The sequence below is a fragment of the Eubacterium sp. AM46-8 genome (assembly GCF_003466705.1).
Taxonomy (GTDB): Bacteria; Bacillota; Clostridia; order Lachnospirales; family Lachnospiraceae; genus Lachnospira.
Genome location: NZ_QSEU01000006.1, coordinates 57,296 through 71,057 on the forward strand (window position 1 = coordinate 57,296; position 13,762 = coordinate 71,057).

Annotated in this window: 16 protein-coding genes; 12 read left to right on the forward strand and 4 right to left on the reverse strand. The window is 38.2% G+C overall.

Translation table 11 applies throughout. The features are described from left to right. Positions 1-77 precede the first annotated feature (77 nt). The 7 genes from argC (at position 78) to DW963_RS05645 (ending at position 7,738) form a co-directional block, all read left to right on the forward strand. Positions 78-1,124, forward strand: coding sequence for an N-acetyl-gamma-glutamyl-phosphate reductase (gene argC, locus DW963_RS05615; RefSeq protein ID WP_055288071.1), 1,047 nt, complete (start codon positions 78-80; stop codon positions 1,122-1,124). 82 nt (positions 1,125-1,206) lie between these two features. Further along, complete coding sequence (gene argJ / locus DW963_RS05620; protein ID WP_117914188.1) at positions 1,207-2,433, forward strand: bifunctional glutamate N-acetyltransferase/amino-acid acetyltransferase ArgJ; 1,227 nt, start codon at positions 1,207-1,209, stop codon at positions 2,431-2,433. A 56-nt stretch (positions 2,434-2,489) separates the two neighbouring features. Continuing rightward, positions 2,490-3,395: an acetylglutamate kinase gene (gene argB / locus DW963_RS05625; RefSeq protein ID WP_117914189.1), complete on the forward strand. Its 906-nt coding sequence runs from the start codon at positions 2,490-2,492 to the stop codon at positions 3,393-3,395. 86 nt (positions 3,396-3,481) lie between these two features. Further along, positions 3,482-4,663, forward strand: coding sequence for an aspartate aminotransferase family protein (locus DW963_RS05630; RefSeq protein ID WP_117914190.1), 1,182 nt, complete (start codon positions 3,482-3,484; stop codon positions 4,661-4,663). Positions 4,664-4,680: 17 nt separating this feature from the next. Further along, entirely contained in the window at positions 4,681-5,952 is a 1,272-nt protein-coding gene (locus tag DW963_RS05635; protein WP_117914191.1) for a sugar ABC transporter substrate-binding protein, read from the forward strand. A gap of 67 nt (positions 5,953-6,019) precedes the next feature. Continuing rightward, positions 6,020-6,469, forward strand: a complete 450-nt coding sequence (locus tag DW963_RS05640; RefSeq protein ID WP_117914192.1) for a DMT family transporter — start codon at positions 6,020-6,022, stop codon at positions 6,467-6,469. 54 nt (positions 6,470-6,523) lie between these two features. Further along, on the forward strand, positions 6,524-7,738 hold the full coding sequence (locus DW963_RS05645) for a class I SAM-dependent rRNA methyltransferase (protein WP_117914304.1): 1,215 nt from the start codon (positions 6,524-6,526) through the stop codon (positions 7,736-7,738). Between the two features lie 68 nt (positions 7,739-7,806). Here DW963_RS05645 and DW963_RS05650 read toward each other — a convergent pair whose 3' ends face one another. Genes DW963_RS05650 through DW963_RS05660 form a run of 4 tightly spaced genes read right to left on the reverse strand, consistent with a single transcriptional unit; the run spans position 7,807 to position 9,803 of the window. Then, positions 7,807-8,364, reverse strand: a complete 558-nt coding sequence (locus DW963_RS05650; protein ID WP_173016939.1) for a chromate transporter — start codon at positions 8,362-8,364, stop codon at positions 7,807-7,809. Continuing rightward, the gene (locus DW963_RS05655; protein ID WP_117914194.1) at positions 8,364-8,921 is read right to left on the reverse strand and encodes a chromate transporter; all 558 of its coding nucleotides are present in this window, start codon (positions 8,919-8,921) and stop codon (positions 8,364-8,366) included. Before DW963_RS05655 ends, DW963_RS05650 begins: the two co-directional genes overlap by 1 nt. Beyond that, positions 8,914-9,189 (reverse strand): PHP domain-containing protein, encoded by a 276-nt coding sequence (locus DW963_RS13615; RefSeq protein WP_286169074.1) that lies wholly within the window; start codon positions 9,187-9,189, stop codon positions 8,914-8,916. Before DW963_RS13615 ends, DW963_RS05655 begins: the two co-directional genes overlap by 8 nt. Beyond that, complete coding sequence (locus tag DW963_RS05660; RefSeq protein WP_286169075.1) at positions 9,186-9,803, reverse strand: PHP domain-containing protein; 618 nt, start codon at positions 9,801-9,803, stop codon at positions 9,186-9,188. The genes DW963_RS13615 and DW963_RS05660 overlap by 4 nt, the downstream gene beginning before the upstream one ends. Positions 9,804-9,953: 150 nt before the next feature. Here DW963_RS05660 and DW963_RS05665 point away from each other — a divergent pair, with 150 nt between their 5' ends. From DW963_RS05665 to DW963_RS05680, 5 genes are all read left to right on the forward strand, one after another. Continuing rightward, positions 9,954-10,556, forward strand: a complete 603-nt coding sequence (locus DW963_RS05665) for a DUF1653 domain-containing protein (RefSeq protein WP_022098066.1) — start codon at positions 9,954-9,956, stop codon at positions 10,554-10,556. Positions 10,557-10,702: 146 nt separating this feature from the next. Further along, on the forward strand, positions 10,703-10,900 hold the full coding sequence (locus DW963_RS13965; protein ID WP_353652781.1) for a hypothetical protein: 198 nt from the start codon (positions 10,703-10,705) through the stop codon (positions 10,898-10,900). After that, positions 10,876-11,733 carry a D-alanine--D-alanine ligase family protein gene (locus DW963_RS05670; protein ID WP_353652782.1) on the forward strand — a complete coding sequence of 286 codons (858 nt, stop codon included), beginning with the start codon at positions 10,876-10,878 and terminating at the stop codon, positions 11,731-11,733. Before DW963_RS13965 ends, DW963_RS05670 begins: the two co-directional genes overlap by 25 nt. Before the next feature lie 53 nt (positions 11,734-11,786). Next, complete coding sequence (locus DW963_RS05675; RefSeq protein WP_117914195.1) at positions 11,787-12,347, forward strand: nitroreductase family protein; 561 nt, start codon at positions 11,787-11,789, stop codon at positions 12,345-12,347. Continuing rightward, positions 12,344-13,753, forward strand: coding sequence for a UDP-N-acetylmuramoyl-tripeptide--D-alanyl-D-alanine ligase (locus tag DW963_RS05680; RefSeq protein ID WP_117914196.1), 1,410 nt, complete (start codon positions 12,344-12,346; stop codon positions 13,751-13,753). Before DW963_RS05675 ends, DW963_RS05680 begins: the two co-directional genes overlap by 4 nt. The last annotated feature ends 9 nt before the right edge of the window (positions 13,754-13,762 follow it).

Here is a 13,762-nt window from a genome sequence, read left to right on the forward strand (position 1 = left end):
TATCAATTTACATTTTGCGTTATTTTATGCATAAATTTTGAATATATGCATTTTGCTTCGCAAAACAAGGAGGAGTTATGATTAAAGTAGGCATTATCGGTGCGACAGGTTACGCAGGTAACGAGCTTGTCAGATTATTATTAGGACATAAGGATGCAGAGATTGTATGGCTCGGTTCGAGAAGTTACATAGATCAGAATTATTCAGATGTATATAGAAACATGTTTAAGCTTGTAGATGCAAAATGTATGGACGACAATATGGAACAGCTTGCCAATGAGGTTGATGTTATATTTACAGCAACTCCACAGGGCTTATGTGCATCACTTGTTAATGACGAAATTCTTTCAAAGACTAAGATTATAGATCTGAGTGCTGATTTCAGACTTAAAGATGTTAATGTATATGAGCAGTGGTATAAGCTTGAGCATAAAGCACCACAGTATATTGATGAAGCTGTCTATGGCTTATGTGAGATTAACAGAGACAAGGTGAGCAAAGATACAAGAATCATTGCGAATCCGGGCTGCTATACAACAACATCAATTCTTACACTTTATCCAATGGTTAAGGAAGGAATAATCAATCCGGATACAATTATAATTGATGCCAAGAGTGGAACTTCAGGTGCAGGACGTGGCGCTAAGGTTGCCAACCTTTTCTGTGAAGTTAATGAAAGCATGAAGGCATATGGTGTAGGAACTCACAGACATACACCTGAGATTGAGGAGCAGCTGGGATATGCGTGTGGAAGAGACGATTTAAAGCTTATCTTCACACCACATTTGGTTCCAATGAACAGAGGAATTCTTGTAACAGCATATGCCAACCTTGCCAAAGATGTTACATACGAAGATGTCAAGGCAGCATATGACAAGTACTATGATAAAGAATATTTCGTAAGAGTACTTCCTAAAGATGTATGCCCTGAAACACGCTGGGTTGAGGGAAGCAACTTTGTTGATATAGGATTTAAGATTGAGCCAAGAACTAACAGACTTATAATGATGGGTGCGTTAGATAATCTTGTTAAGGGTGCAGCAGGTCAGGCAGTACAGAATATGAACCTTCTCTTCGGACTTCCAGAGAATGAGGGATTACAGCTTGCACCAATGTTTCCATAATAAATGTAGCGTAAATTAAGAATTTACACGACGAAATATGCACAATGACAGAGTATATGTGATGGTACAATAGGAGGATGTTATGAATATAATTAAAGGCGGTGTTACAGCAGCTAAAGGATTCAAGGCTGCCGGATGTGAAGCACAGATTAAATATAAGAACGGAAAGAAAGATATGGCACTTGTATACAGCGAGAAGCCATGTGTTACAGCAGGAACATTTACAACTAACAAAGTATTTGCAGCTCCTGTCAAATGGGACAGAAACATTGTATATAATGAAGACTTTGCACAGGCTGTAGTTGTAAACAGCGGTGTTGCCAATGCATGTACAGGTGTTGAAGGAGATAATGCATGTGCAGAAGAAGCAAAGGCAGTCGCAAAGGTGCTGGATGTACCGGAGAATGCAGTACTTATTGGTTCAACAGGTGTTATCGGAATGCAGCTTCCTGTTGACAGAATCTGTGCAGGAATTGAAAAGCTTGCTCCAATGCTTGATGCTTCATTAGAAGCAGGAACACAGGCAGCAGAGGCAATTATGACTACAGATACAAGAAGTAAGCAGGTTGCTGTAGAAGTAGAGGTTGCTGGTACTAAGGTAACAATCGGTGGTATGTGCAAGGGTGCAGGAATGATTCATCCTAACATGGCAACAATGCTCTGCTACATAACAACAGACTGCGATATTGACAAGGCACTTCTTCAGAAGATGACAAGTGCAATTGTTGATGATTCATTTAACATGATATCAGTTGATGGAGATACATCAACTAATGATACAGCCCTTGTTCTTGCTAACGGAATGGCTGGCAACAAGAAGATTACAGAAGAGGGTGCTGATTATAATGCTTTCTATGAAGGCTTAAGCTATGTATTTACAGAGCTTTCCAAGATGATTGCAGGTGACGGCGAAGGATGTACATGTCTTTTCGAGGTTCAGGTAAAGGGTGCAACAACTAAGGCAGAAGCCAAGACACTTGCTAAGTCAATTGTTACATCAAGTCTTACTAAGGCAGCAATATTCGGACATGACGCTAACTGGGGAAGAATCCTCTGTGCAATGGGATATTCTGGTGCTGACTTTGACCCTGAAAAGGTTGATATATTCTTTAAGAGTGAAGCAGGTGAGCTTCAGATTGTTAAAGATGGAACTGCTACAGACTACAGTGAGGAGAAAGCAACAGAAATACTTTCACAGAATCCTGTAATTGCTGTTGCTGATGTTAAGCAGGGGGATGCAAGCGCTACAGCATGGGGCTGTGACCTTACATTTGATTATGTCAAGATAAATGCTGATTACAGAAGCTAATCTGACACAGCATTTTAAAGCAAATATATCTGAATAAATATGAAATGGAGATTATTATGAGCGCAAAAGATATGACAGAGGAACTTATGAAGGCACAGGTGCTTGTTGAGGCACTTCCTTATATTCAGAAGTTTAACAGAAAGATAATTGTAGTTAAGTACGGCGGAAGTGCTATGGTAGATGAAGAACTTAAGAGAAAAGTTATTCAGGATGTAGTTCTTCTTAAACTCGTTGGTTTTAAGCCAATCATCGTTCATGGTGGTGGTAAGGAAATCAGCAAATGGGTTGAAAAGTCAGGCATGACACCTGAATTCAAGAATGGTTTAAGAGTTACAGACGAACCAACTATGGAGATTGCCGAGATGGTTCTTAACAAGGTTAATAAGAGTCTTGTGTCAATGATTGAGCAGCTTGGAGTTAAGGCATGCGGTATCAGTGGTAAGGATGGCGGCATGTTAAAGGTTGAGAAGAAGTATTCTAAGGGTGAGGACATAGGATATGTTGGAGAAGTAACAGATGTTGATACAACACTTCTTGATTCATTGCTTAAGGACGATTTCTTACCGGTAATATGTCCTATCGGATATGATGATAATTTCCATGCATACAATATTAATGCTGATGATGCAGCATGTGCCATCGCAAGAGCAGTCAGTGCTGAAAAGCTTGCATTTTTAACAGATATTGAAGGTGTATATAAGGATTTTGACGATAAGGATTCACTTATATCTGAGCTTTCTACTTCAGAGGCGAGAACGCTTTTAGAGAGTGGAACAATTGGCGGCGGTATGCTTCCTAAGCTTAATAACTGCATAGATGCTATTGAGCATGGTGTATCAAGAGTTCATATTCTTGATGGAAGAATTCCACACTGCCTTCTTCTTGAAATATTTACTAACAAGGGTGTTGGTACAGCTATTCTTTCAGATGATGCAGAAAAATTCTTCGACTCAGATAAATAATTGCGAACCGTAAGCTTTGAGGTTATAATATTATATTGGCTCATGTGAAAATGTGTGCTCATAAGAATAGGAAAGTGAGAGTAATCATGAATACACAGCAGATTATAGAAACAGCAGAAGAGAAACTGATTCATACATACAACCGTTACCAGATAGTACTTGATAAGGGGGACGGAGTCAGACTTTATGATACAGATGGTAAAGAATATCTTGATTTTGGAGCGGGTATAGCAGTATTTGCACTTGGTTATAACAATAAGGAATATAACGATGCATTAAAGGCACAGATTGATAAGCTTATACACACATCTAATTATTTCTATAATGAACCGGCTGTAGAGGCTGCAACAGCACTTACAAAGGCTTCAGGAATGGACAGAGTATTCTTTACTAACAGTGGTACAGAGGCTATTGAAGGTGCAGTCAAGCTTGCAAAGAAATATTATTATGTCAAGAACGGAAAGGCTGATGCAGAGATTATTGCAATGCAGCATTCATTCCATGGAAGAAGTATGGGAGCACTTGCAGTAACTGGTAATAAGCATTATCAGGAAGCATTCGGACCTATGATACCGGGAATTAAGTTTGCACAGTATAACGATCTTGACAGTGTAAAGGAACTTGTTAATGACAAAACTTGTGCTATAATATTTGAGACAGTACAGGGTGAAGGAGGAATTTATCCTGCTACTAAAGAATTTATTGAAGGTGTAAGAAAGCTATGTGATGAGAAGGGAATTCTTCTTATACTTGATGAGATTCAGTGCGGAATGGGAAGAACAGGAAGTATGTTCGCATTCCAGCAGTATGGCGTTAAGCCTGATATCCTTACAGTTGCCAAGGCTCTTGGCTGTGGAGTTCCGGTAGGTGCATTTGCAGCGACAGAGGAAGTTGCGAAGGCATTGGTTCCGGGAGACCATGGAACAACATACGGTGGTAATCCACTTGCATGCGCAGCAGCAACCAAGGTGTTCGAACTTTTTGAGAAGCAGCATGTATTAGATAATGTCAAGGAAGTATCTGCTTACTTTGAAGAAAAGCTTGATGAGCTTGTTGAGACAGTAGATGTTGTTGTCGAAAGACGAGGAATGGGTCTTATGCAGGGGCTTGAGTTATCAGTCAACCCTAAGGATGTAATTGCGAGAGCACTTGATAACGGACTTATTCTGTTCTCAGCAGGAACTAATGTTATAAGATTTGTTCCACCACTTGTAATTACTAAGGCAGATGTAGATGAATGCATAGCTAAGCTTAAGAAATCCTTCTAGAATCAGGAGTTTACTTTATGAAATTAAGAAGATTTATCAGTATGATGCTGATTGTTACCATGCTGACAGTCTTTGCAGGCTGTGGTAATAAAGATGACAGGACACAGGCTGCGAAGAAGCTTAATCTTAGTGGACCTATTACAGTTAATGTCTGGTATAATGACAGCGCATATGAGTCTTATCTTGAATTCGTTGCCAGACAGTTTAAGAAATCTAATGAATTGGTAACTGTTAAGCCAGTATATGTAGAAGCTGATTCATATATTAATTATATATATGACGAATCGGTAAGGAATAATAATGCATGTGATATATATTTTCTGACATCTGAAGAGATAGAGAAAGCATATCTTTCAGGATTGACTTCTGAGAATGATATGTACCCGGAGGTTTATAACGAAGATGTGTATGGAAAGGCTGCAATGACAGCATGCTCATATGGTGGAAAGCTATATGGTTATCCGGTTTCGTTTAACACTTCATTTCTTGTATATAATAAGAAATATGCAGAAGCAGTTGATACTATAGAACAGATTCGTAATATAAGTGATAATTATCAGATTACAGATGAGAATCAGGATGTCTCAATGGTTTTCCAGTGGAATCCGGACTCAATGTTCCTTAATTATGCAGCAGCAGGCGCTTATATTAATATAGGTGGAGAAAATGCTGAGGATAGCACGGATGTATCTCTTAATGATGAGCAGATAAAGAAAGCTCTTACTGAATATGCAAAATTAAAGGACGCCTTTGGTATTGATAGGAATACAGTAAGTCTTAAAGATTGTTCGGATCTGTTTTCTACTGGAAATATGCTTTATACGGTGCTTGATGCAGACAGTCTTGCAGAGGTTAATGTTACAGATGTAGATTATGGAATATGTGAGTATCCTTCAATGGGTGACAATCTTGATTCAAGAGCAATGTCTGTTACAACAATGGCAGTTGTTAATCCATATACTAAGAACGTAGATGCATCTAAGGCTGTTGCGAGAGCAATATCTTATGATTATGCAGATTATCTTGGAACTATGGCTAAGAAAAGCTGTGCAAGGGCGGATTTAAAGGTTAAGAGAGAAGAAAGCTATCAGAAGTTACACCAGATTTATTCGGACTCCGTTGTAAAAGCTAAATATATCGGAGTAGGAGAAGTGTATATGAGATATGAAATTATGCTTCATCAGGTATATGATGGTGGAAATGTTGATACAGCTTACAGTACATTTGCAACAACAATAGAAAAAACAACTAAAAATAATAATGAAAACAGTACGCAGAGTATTAAATAACATTATGAATAAATATCCTGTTATTAACTAATAATTATTCTATGCAGATTAATGGGGAGGTTAGTTAATGGCAGGATTTTTGATTGCAATAATATCAGGAGCACTTATGAGTTTACAGGGGGCATTTAATACAAATGTTACGAAAGCGAGCAGTGTGTGGGTTACGGCAATGTTTGTGCAGTTGACAGCACTGGCGACTTGTGCGATTATGTGGGTAATTGACGGAAGACCTGATATCATGAAGTTGTTTAAGGTTGATAACAAGATTACACTTCTTGGAGGTGTGATAGGTGCATTTATAACATTTACAGTTATAAAAAGTATAAGTGGTCTTGGAATTGCGAAAGCTGAGGTTACGATTGTAGCTGCACAGATAATTGTTTCATATCTGCTAGGACTTTTTGGATTGTTTGGAAGTGAGAAGACTACATTTTCATGGATTAAGCTTGTGTCGCTTCTTATTACGGTTGCAGGAGTATGTATGTTTTATTTTCTTGGTAATCCGTCAACGGATTAATATATTATGAAGAATTATGATAAATGTCAGAAATATCTGACAGGAAGGAACAGAATGGAAGATTTATTCAGTGTATGTGGAAAGATACGATTAAGAAAAGGAGAAGGGAGAACCTTAAAGGCAGGTGGAGCCTGGGTATATGATAACGAAATTGAATGGATGTCTGACGGAATAATTGATGGACATCTTGTTGAGGTGCTTGATTTTGATGATTATTTCATGGGAATCGGATTTATTAACAGAAAATCCAAGATTACAGTAAGAATGCTTGCAAGACACACAGATGTTGTTGACGAAGCATTTATTGAGGAGAGAGTAAGGGCTGCGGTTGAGTACAGATTTGACACAGTAGATACCTCTGCCTGCCGTCTTATATTTGGGGAGGCAGATTTTCTGCCGGGGCTTGTTATAGATAAGTACTCAGATGTGCTTGTTGTGGAATCGCTTGCTTTAGGTATTGACAGATTTAAGTCGCTTATTGTCGAAAAAGTGAAGGAAATCCTTCGTGAAAAGAGCATTGATATCCGTGGAGTATATGAAAGAAGCGATGCCAAAGTCCGTACTCTTGAAGGGATGGAGAGAGTAAAGGGCTTTATTGGTGATGAATTTGACACTAATGTTGAGATAGTTGAGAATGGTGTCCACTACATGATAGATGTTGTGAATGGACAGAAAACCGGGTTCTTTCTTGATCAGAAGTACAACAGACTTGCAATGCAGAAGCTGTGCAAGGACAAGAGGGTATTAGACTGTTTTACCCATATGGGTACATTTGCATTAAATGCAGGAATTGCAGGTGCTAAGGAAGTTACTGGACTTGATATATCAGAATATGCTGTTGAACAGGCGAGAGCCAATGCCAAGCTTAACGGACTTGAGGATACAGTACATTTTAAATGTGCAAATGTATTGGATGAGCTTCCAAAGCTTAACGAAGCAGGTGAGAAATATGACGTTGTAATACTTGACCCGCCGGCATTTACCAAATCGAGGGAAGCTACAAAGAACGCAATTAAGGGCTACAGGGAAATCAATATGAAGGGACTTAAGCTTGTCAAAGACGGCGGCTATCTTGCAAGCTGTTCATGCTCACACTTCATGACACAGGAGCTTCTTACCAAGACTATTAAGGAAGCCGCTAAGGCTGTACATAAAAGGCTCCGTCAGGTCGAGTTCAGAACACAGTCACCTGACCACCCAATATTGTGGGAGGCGCAGGAGAGCTATTATCTGAAATTCTACATCTTCCAGGTTGTGGATGAAAAATGATACAGGCATTAATTTAAACTATCCAGAACCATTAATCTGAGTCTTTTATGATGTTTTGTTATAATTAATTATATGTATCCGCAAACTATTCCGAGTATTGCGGATAAGCATATAATTAAAATTGGATTTAATTTTTTGAATGCTAAAACTACGGATATCAGAAATATAATTAATGTTGTATAAAAAGAAATATCAGTAAAAACAGTAGTATTAAACCCATGTGGTATGAAAACGGTTGAACTCATCGAAATTACAGCAGAACCAATCAAACCAACTACAGCAGGTTTTAATCCTGACATACATCCCTTTATGACTATACTTTTTTGAAATTGAATAAAACATTTTGCAACAATAAGAATGATAATAAAGGATGGGAGTATCACTCCGAGTGTTGCACAAAAAGAACCGAAAATACCGCCAACCTCTGCTCCTACATATGTTGCTATATTTACAGCAAATGGTCCGGGTGTACTTTCGCTAACTGCTATAAAATCAATAAGTGACTGTGAATCTATCCAATTATGGGCAATAACTTCATCCTGAATCAATGGTAACATAGCATAACCACCGCCAAAGGTAAATGCACCGATTTTTAAGAAAATATAAAAAAGCTCAAGATAAATCATTAACATTTCCTCCTTAATATGGTAATAGATGTTACTAAACCTAATATTGCACAGCTGATAATTACAATAAGCACATTTACATTAAGTAAGGCAGTAAAAACAAAAGAACATGCCATAATTATATAGGAAATAACATTCTTAGGACATTGAATATACATTGACCAGAGAGCTTTGATAATTAGAGCAAGTACACCAGCTCTGATACCATTAAAGGCATATTGTATGATTTTTATGCTTTGGAATTCTTTAAGTACAAAAGATATAATAAGAATAATCAGGTAGGATGGTATCACAACTCCAAGTGTTGCAAATAGTGCACCCCAAAAACCACAGATACGAAAGCCAACAAAAGTAGCCGCATTAATTGCAATTGGTCCGGGAGTTGACTCGGAGATAGCCACTATTTCAAGAATATCATTATCAGTTATCCAATGCTTCTTCTCAACAATTTCTTTTTGAATCAGTGGTAACATAGCATAACCGCCTCCAAAAGTAAATGCACCTATTTTTATGAAAGTAAAAAAGAGTTGTATAGTTTTTTGAATTTTGTTATTCATCGAAAGTCTCCTTCTGTGTGTTGGTGATTGGCATGGAATCTTTCATCTTATCAAGCAGTTCATAAGGAACGAATAAATGTCCCATGCCGGTTCCAAGCTGGATATGTGGTTTATTCTTACCATGATAATCAGAACCGCCGGATATCAGTAGATTTCTTTCAGAAGCAATCCGTCTGATTGATAATTCATCACCCATCTTGTAGGTTGAATATATGGCTTCAATTCCATCAAGTCCGGCAGAGCACATATGGTCAAGCAATTTGTTCATCTGGCATTGCCAAGATGATATAGAACCGGGTGAGCTAAGATTGCAATACCGCCGGCTTGGTGAATACGTTCAATAGCTTCTGCAGGGTCAACTTTGGCTCTTGGCACAAAACAAGGCTTTCCCTGACCTAAATATCTGTCAAACGCTTCATTTCTATCACCAACAGCTCCAATTGCAACAAGTCTGTCTGCAAAATGTGCTCTTGTAATTACCGCATCGCCATAGGTTTTTAGCATATCTTCATATGTAATATTAATTCCTATATTCTGGAAGCGTTCACATACCCGCTTATTTCTTTCATCTCTTGAACTTAACTGCTTATTAAGGAATGAATTGAATTCATTGTCGTTATAATCTATAAAAAGCCCGACAACATGTATCTCAGTATTATCATAATTAGTACTTATCTCAACTCCGGGAATAACTTCAAGCTTGTGCCCGTTGTTATTTGCTTTTTTACATGCTAAAAGAGCTTCCTTAACTCCCCTGGTAGTGTCATGGTCGGTAAGAGCAAATGCAGCAAGTCCCTTATCGACTGCCTTATCAACCAGAACAGCAGGAGAATCAGTTCCGTCAGAGCATGCGGAATGAACATGTAAATCTATCTGTCTCATAATAATCTCCTTTTATAAAATGTAAATATATTTTACCACTCTCAGACAACTTATTAAAGTGTAAAACAATTAGCAAAGTGCTTAAAAAATGTTGTAAGAAACAGCCATGTGCGATAAAATAGCAGTATATTTTTGGAGGGAGGTTTACTGATGGAAAGACAGTTAGTACCAGGCGGATTTTATAAGCATTTTAAGAATAAGCTTTACCAGGTAAAGTGTGTTGCATATCATTCAGAAACCAAAGAGAAAATGGTGGTATATCAGGCTATGTATGGTGAATATGCTATGTATGTAAGACCATATGATATGTTCATGAGTGAAGTGGATCATGTAAAATATCCGGATGTAGCACAGAAATATAGATTTGAGCAGGTAGATCCGTTGACGATGCAGGAGATATCTGACAATTTACAGTCTGACAATTCACAGGCAGTAAGAGTTAATTCAGACAATAGGATTGATGAAGCATACACATTAAAAGAGGACAGTGTGGATAACTCACTGGCCCAGCCAGAGCAGCAGGTTGCTGCAGGGGACAGCGTCCTGGATAAGTTTTTAGATGCGAGAGGATATGAGGAAAAGCTTGATGTCCTTATAAGATACAAAAGCAGATTCACAAATCCAATGATAGATATTATGGCTGAATCACTGGAGATAGTTGTTCCAGAAGGTGAACTTTCTGGAAGAATTGATTCTTTAAGAAAGGTTTTACAGGCACATACAAAGTATGAAGGAAGCCATTTAAGACCGTAATAATTAGCACAGATTCTGCATAAGAATATGTGGATTATATAAATATATTACAATTATCTGACAATTTTACAAAAAATTTACAATTGACGAAAAATGTGAATAACTATGTGAATATTGTGGAAAAGTTCAGAGATAAAGGAGAAATTATGAGAATAGTAGTATTAGCAGGTGGAACAAGTACAGAAAGAGATATTTCGTTAGTTACAGGATACAGAGTATGTGAGAGCCTTAGAAGAAACGGACATGAAGCAAATATGCTTGATATCTTCCTAGGTGTTGATGACAGTGAGGCTGAGACATTTTCACAGAAAAGAATGATTTGGGAGTACTGTCTGACAATTTAAAGAACAAAACAGCGGACATTCCGGCAGAGGTTAAGAGAAGAACTGAGGCAAGAGAAAGCTTTTTCGGACGTAATGTTTTAGAATTGTGTAAAGAAGCAGATATGGTATTTATGGGACTTCATGGAAGCAATGGTGAGGACGGTAAAGTTCAGGCTGCATTTGATCTGCTTGGAATCAGATATACAGGTACAGATTATTTAAGCAGTGCTATATCAATGAGCAAGGAACTTGCGAAAAAGGTTCTTGTACCAGAGGGCATTCCTATGCCTAAGGGTGTGACATTACATAAGGGACATAAGATTGAGTATGTTCCATTCCCATGTGTTGTTAAGCCTTGTTGTGGTGGTTCAAGTGTTGGTGTTTCAATAGCACATAACGAGAAAGAGTTTGAAGAGGCCCTCAATGAAGCATTTTCTTATGAAGATACTGTACTTGTTGAAGAATTTGTTGACGGAAGAGAATTTTCAGTTGCAGTGCTTGATGGAAAGGCACTTCCTGTAATTGAGATTGAACCACTTGAAGGCTTTTATGATTACAAGAATAAGTATAAAGCTGGCTCTACAAAAGAGACATGCCCTGCCAATATTCCGGAGGATATTGCAAGCCAGATGCAGTTCTGGGCAGAAAAATGCTGTCAGGCAGCAGGCGTTACAACATACGCAAGAGTTGATGAGCTCCTTGACAAGAATAATAATATATTCTGTCTAGAGATCAACACACTTCCAGGAATGACTGATACAAGCCTTATTCCTCAGGAAGCGGCAGCAGTAGGTATATCATATGATGAACTTACAGAGAAGATTATCGAGATATCTCTCGCAAAGTATGAATAGAAGAAGTGCAAATGCATAATAATTCATTTTTATAAAACGAGGTTAGTTAAGTTATGATTAAGGAACTTGTTAAGAAAAACAGATCATACAGAAGATTCTATCAGGATAAGAAGCTGACAAAGCAGCAGCTTATGGAACTTGTTGAGGTTGCCAGACTTACTCCGTCAGCAGCTAACAGACAGCCATTTAAGTATAGAATTGTGTGTGATGACGAAGAGAATGAGAAAGTTTTCAGATTATTAGGATTTGCAGGATATTTAAAGGACTGGGATGGACCATCTGAAGGTGAGAAACCAACAGGATATATTGTTATAACCAGTCTTCAGAATGTGAATGATGAGGTTGATGCGGGAATTGTCGGACAGACAATGCTGCTTACAGCTACAGAAGCCGGATTTGGCGGATGCTTTTTTGGCAATGTTAAAAGAGATGAGTTAAAGGCACAGCTAAATATACCGTCTGAATTAAAGATTGTGTATGTCATCGCATTTGGCTATCCTAAAGAAGAAGTGGTGCTTGAGGATATTCCTGCAGATGGAGATATCAAGTATTACAGAGATGAGAATCAGGTACATCATGTGCCTAAGAAAAGAATTGAGGATATTGTGTTATGAAGGGAATGACCTTAAGAACCATGACAGAAGCTGTTAACGGCATATATCATGGCAATGGAGAAGATTATGACAAAGAGATTACTGCCATTACGATTGACAGCAGAAAGGTAGCTGAGGGCGGGCTTTTTATTGCCATTAAAGGTGAAAGAAGTGATGGCCATGATTTTATAAGACAGTGCTTTGAAAAGGGCGCTGCATGCGTTATTTCTGAGAAGGAGCTGCCGGATGAAGGACATTCGTATATACAGGTTAAATCAAGTCTTCAGGCATTAAAGGACCTTGCACTTCTTTACAGAAACAATCTGGATGTCAAGGTTGTAGGAATCACAGGAAGTGTTGGCAAAACAAGTACCAAGGAAACAATAAGCTCTGTTTTATCTGAAAAGTACAGGGTGTTAAAGACACTTGGTAATTTCAATAATGAGATTGGGCTTCCGCTTACTGTTTTCAGACTGACAGAAGACGATGAAGTTGCTGTTCTTGAGATGGGGATTAGTGATTTTGGAGAGATGGAAAGATTATCTAAGATTGCACAGCCTGACATATGTGTTATCACCAATATTGGGCTTTGCCATCTTGAGAATCTTGGAACAAGAGATGGAATTCTTAAGGCTAAGACAGAGATATTTAACCATATGAATCCGGACGGAATTGTTATCCTTAATGGCGATGATGATAAATTATCAACAATAAGCCAGGTGCATGGCAAGCGTCCGCTTGTGTTCGGAATAAGCAACAAAGACGGGGTATATGCGGATAACATAAAGAGTCTTGGACTTGATGGAACAAGCTTTACAATTCATGGAATCAAAACAGCAGATAACTATTCAACATTTGACCTGACTGTACCTGTACCGGGACATCATATGGTATATAATGCGATGGCAGCAGCACTTGTTGGTTCTGTGCTTGGACTTTCATCTATTGAAATTGAACGCGGGGTAAAGAATTTAAAGACAATTGCTGGACGAAACAATATAATCAAGGAGAATAGTTTTACAATAATTGATGACTGTTACAATGCAAATCCGGTTTCAATGAAGGCATCGCTTGATGTTCTCAATACTGCTATTGGAAGAAAAGTTGCTATACTTGGAAGTATGTTTGAGCTTGGGGAGAACGAGAAACAGATGCATTACGATGTTGGGATGTATCTTGGGACTAAGGATATTGATGTGCTTATAACAGCGGGCGACCTTGCTGCACAGATTGCGGCAGGAACAAGGGCATATATAGAGGCTAATTATAACGCACATGGATGTGAGGTTCATGATTATGCAACAAGAGATGATATGTTAAAATGTATTGGACAGATTCTTAAGAAAGGTGATAACATACTTATAAAGGCTTCTCATGGCATGGAGTTTGGAAAAGTGGTCGAAGCAGTAAAGATAATTAATATTTAGTGGAGGTTA

Bases quoted from the DNA above. Each gene is read 5' to 3' on its own strand.
- argC (WP_055288071.1), top strand. From the start codon at position 78: ATGATTAAAGTAGGCATTATCGGTGCGACAGGTTACGCAGGTAACGAG.
- argJ (WP_117914188.1), top strand. From the start codon at position 1,207: ATGAATATAATTAAAGGCGGTGTTACAGCAGCTAAAGGATTCAAGGCT.
- argB (WP_117914189.1), top strand. From the start codon at position 2,490: ATGAGCGCAAAAGATATGACAGAGGAACTTATGAAGGCACAGGTGCTT.
- DW963_RS05630 (WP_117914190.1), top strand. From the start codon at position 3,482: ATGAATACACAGCAGATTATAGAAACAGCAGAAGAGAAACTGATTCAT.
- DW963_RS05635 (WP_117914191.1), top strand. From the start codon at position 4,681: ATGAAATTAAGAAGATTTATCAGTATGATGCTGATTGTTACCATGCTG.
- DW963_RS05640 (WP_117914192.1), top strand. From the start codon at position 6,020: ATGGCAGGATTTTTGATTGCAATAATATCAGGAGCACTTATGAGTTTA.
- DW963_RS05645 (WP_117914304.1), top strand. From the start codon at position 6,524: ATGGAAGATTTATTCAGTGTATGTGGAAAGATACGATTAAGAAAAGGA.
- DW963_RS05650 (WP_173016939.1), bottom strand. From the start codon at position 8,364: ATGATTTATCTTGAGCTTTTTTATATTTTCTTAAAAATCGGTGCATTT.
- DW963_RS05655 (WP_117914194.1), bottom strand. From the start codon at position 8,921: ATGAATAACAAAATTCAAAAAACTATACAACTCTTTTTTACTTTCATA.
- DW963_RS13615 (WP_286169074.1), bottom strand. From the start codon at position 9,189: ATGAACAAATTGCTTGACCATATGTGCTCTGCCGGACTTGATGGAATT.
- DW963_RS05660 (WP_286169075.1), bottom strand. From the start codon at position 9,803: ATGAGACAGATAGATTTACATGTTCATTCCGCATGCTCTGACGGAACT.
- DW963_RS05665 (WP_022098066.1), top strand. From the start codon at position 9,954: ATGGAAAGACAGTTAGTACCAGGCGGATTTTATAAGCATTTTAAGAAT.
- DW963_RS13965 (WP_353652781.1), top strand. From the start codon at position 10,703: ATGAGAATAGTAGTATTAGCAGGTGGAACAAGTACAGAAAGAGATATT.
- DW963_RS05675 (WP_117914195.1), top strand. From the start codon at position 11,787: ATGATTAAGGAACTTGTTAAGAAAAACAGATCATACAGAAGATTCTAT.
- DW963_RS05680 (WP_117914196.1), top strand. From the start codon at position 12,344: ATGAAGGGAATGACCTTAAGAACCATGACAGAAGCTGTTAACGGCATA.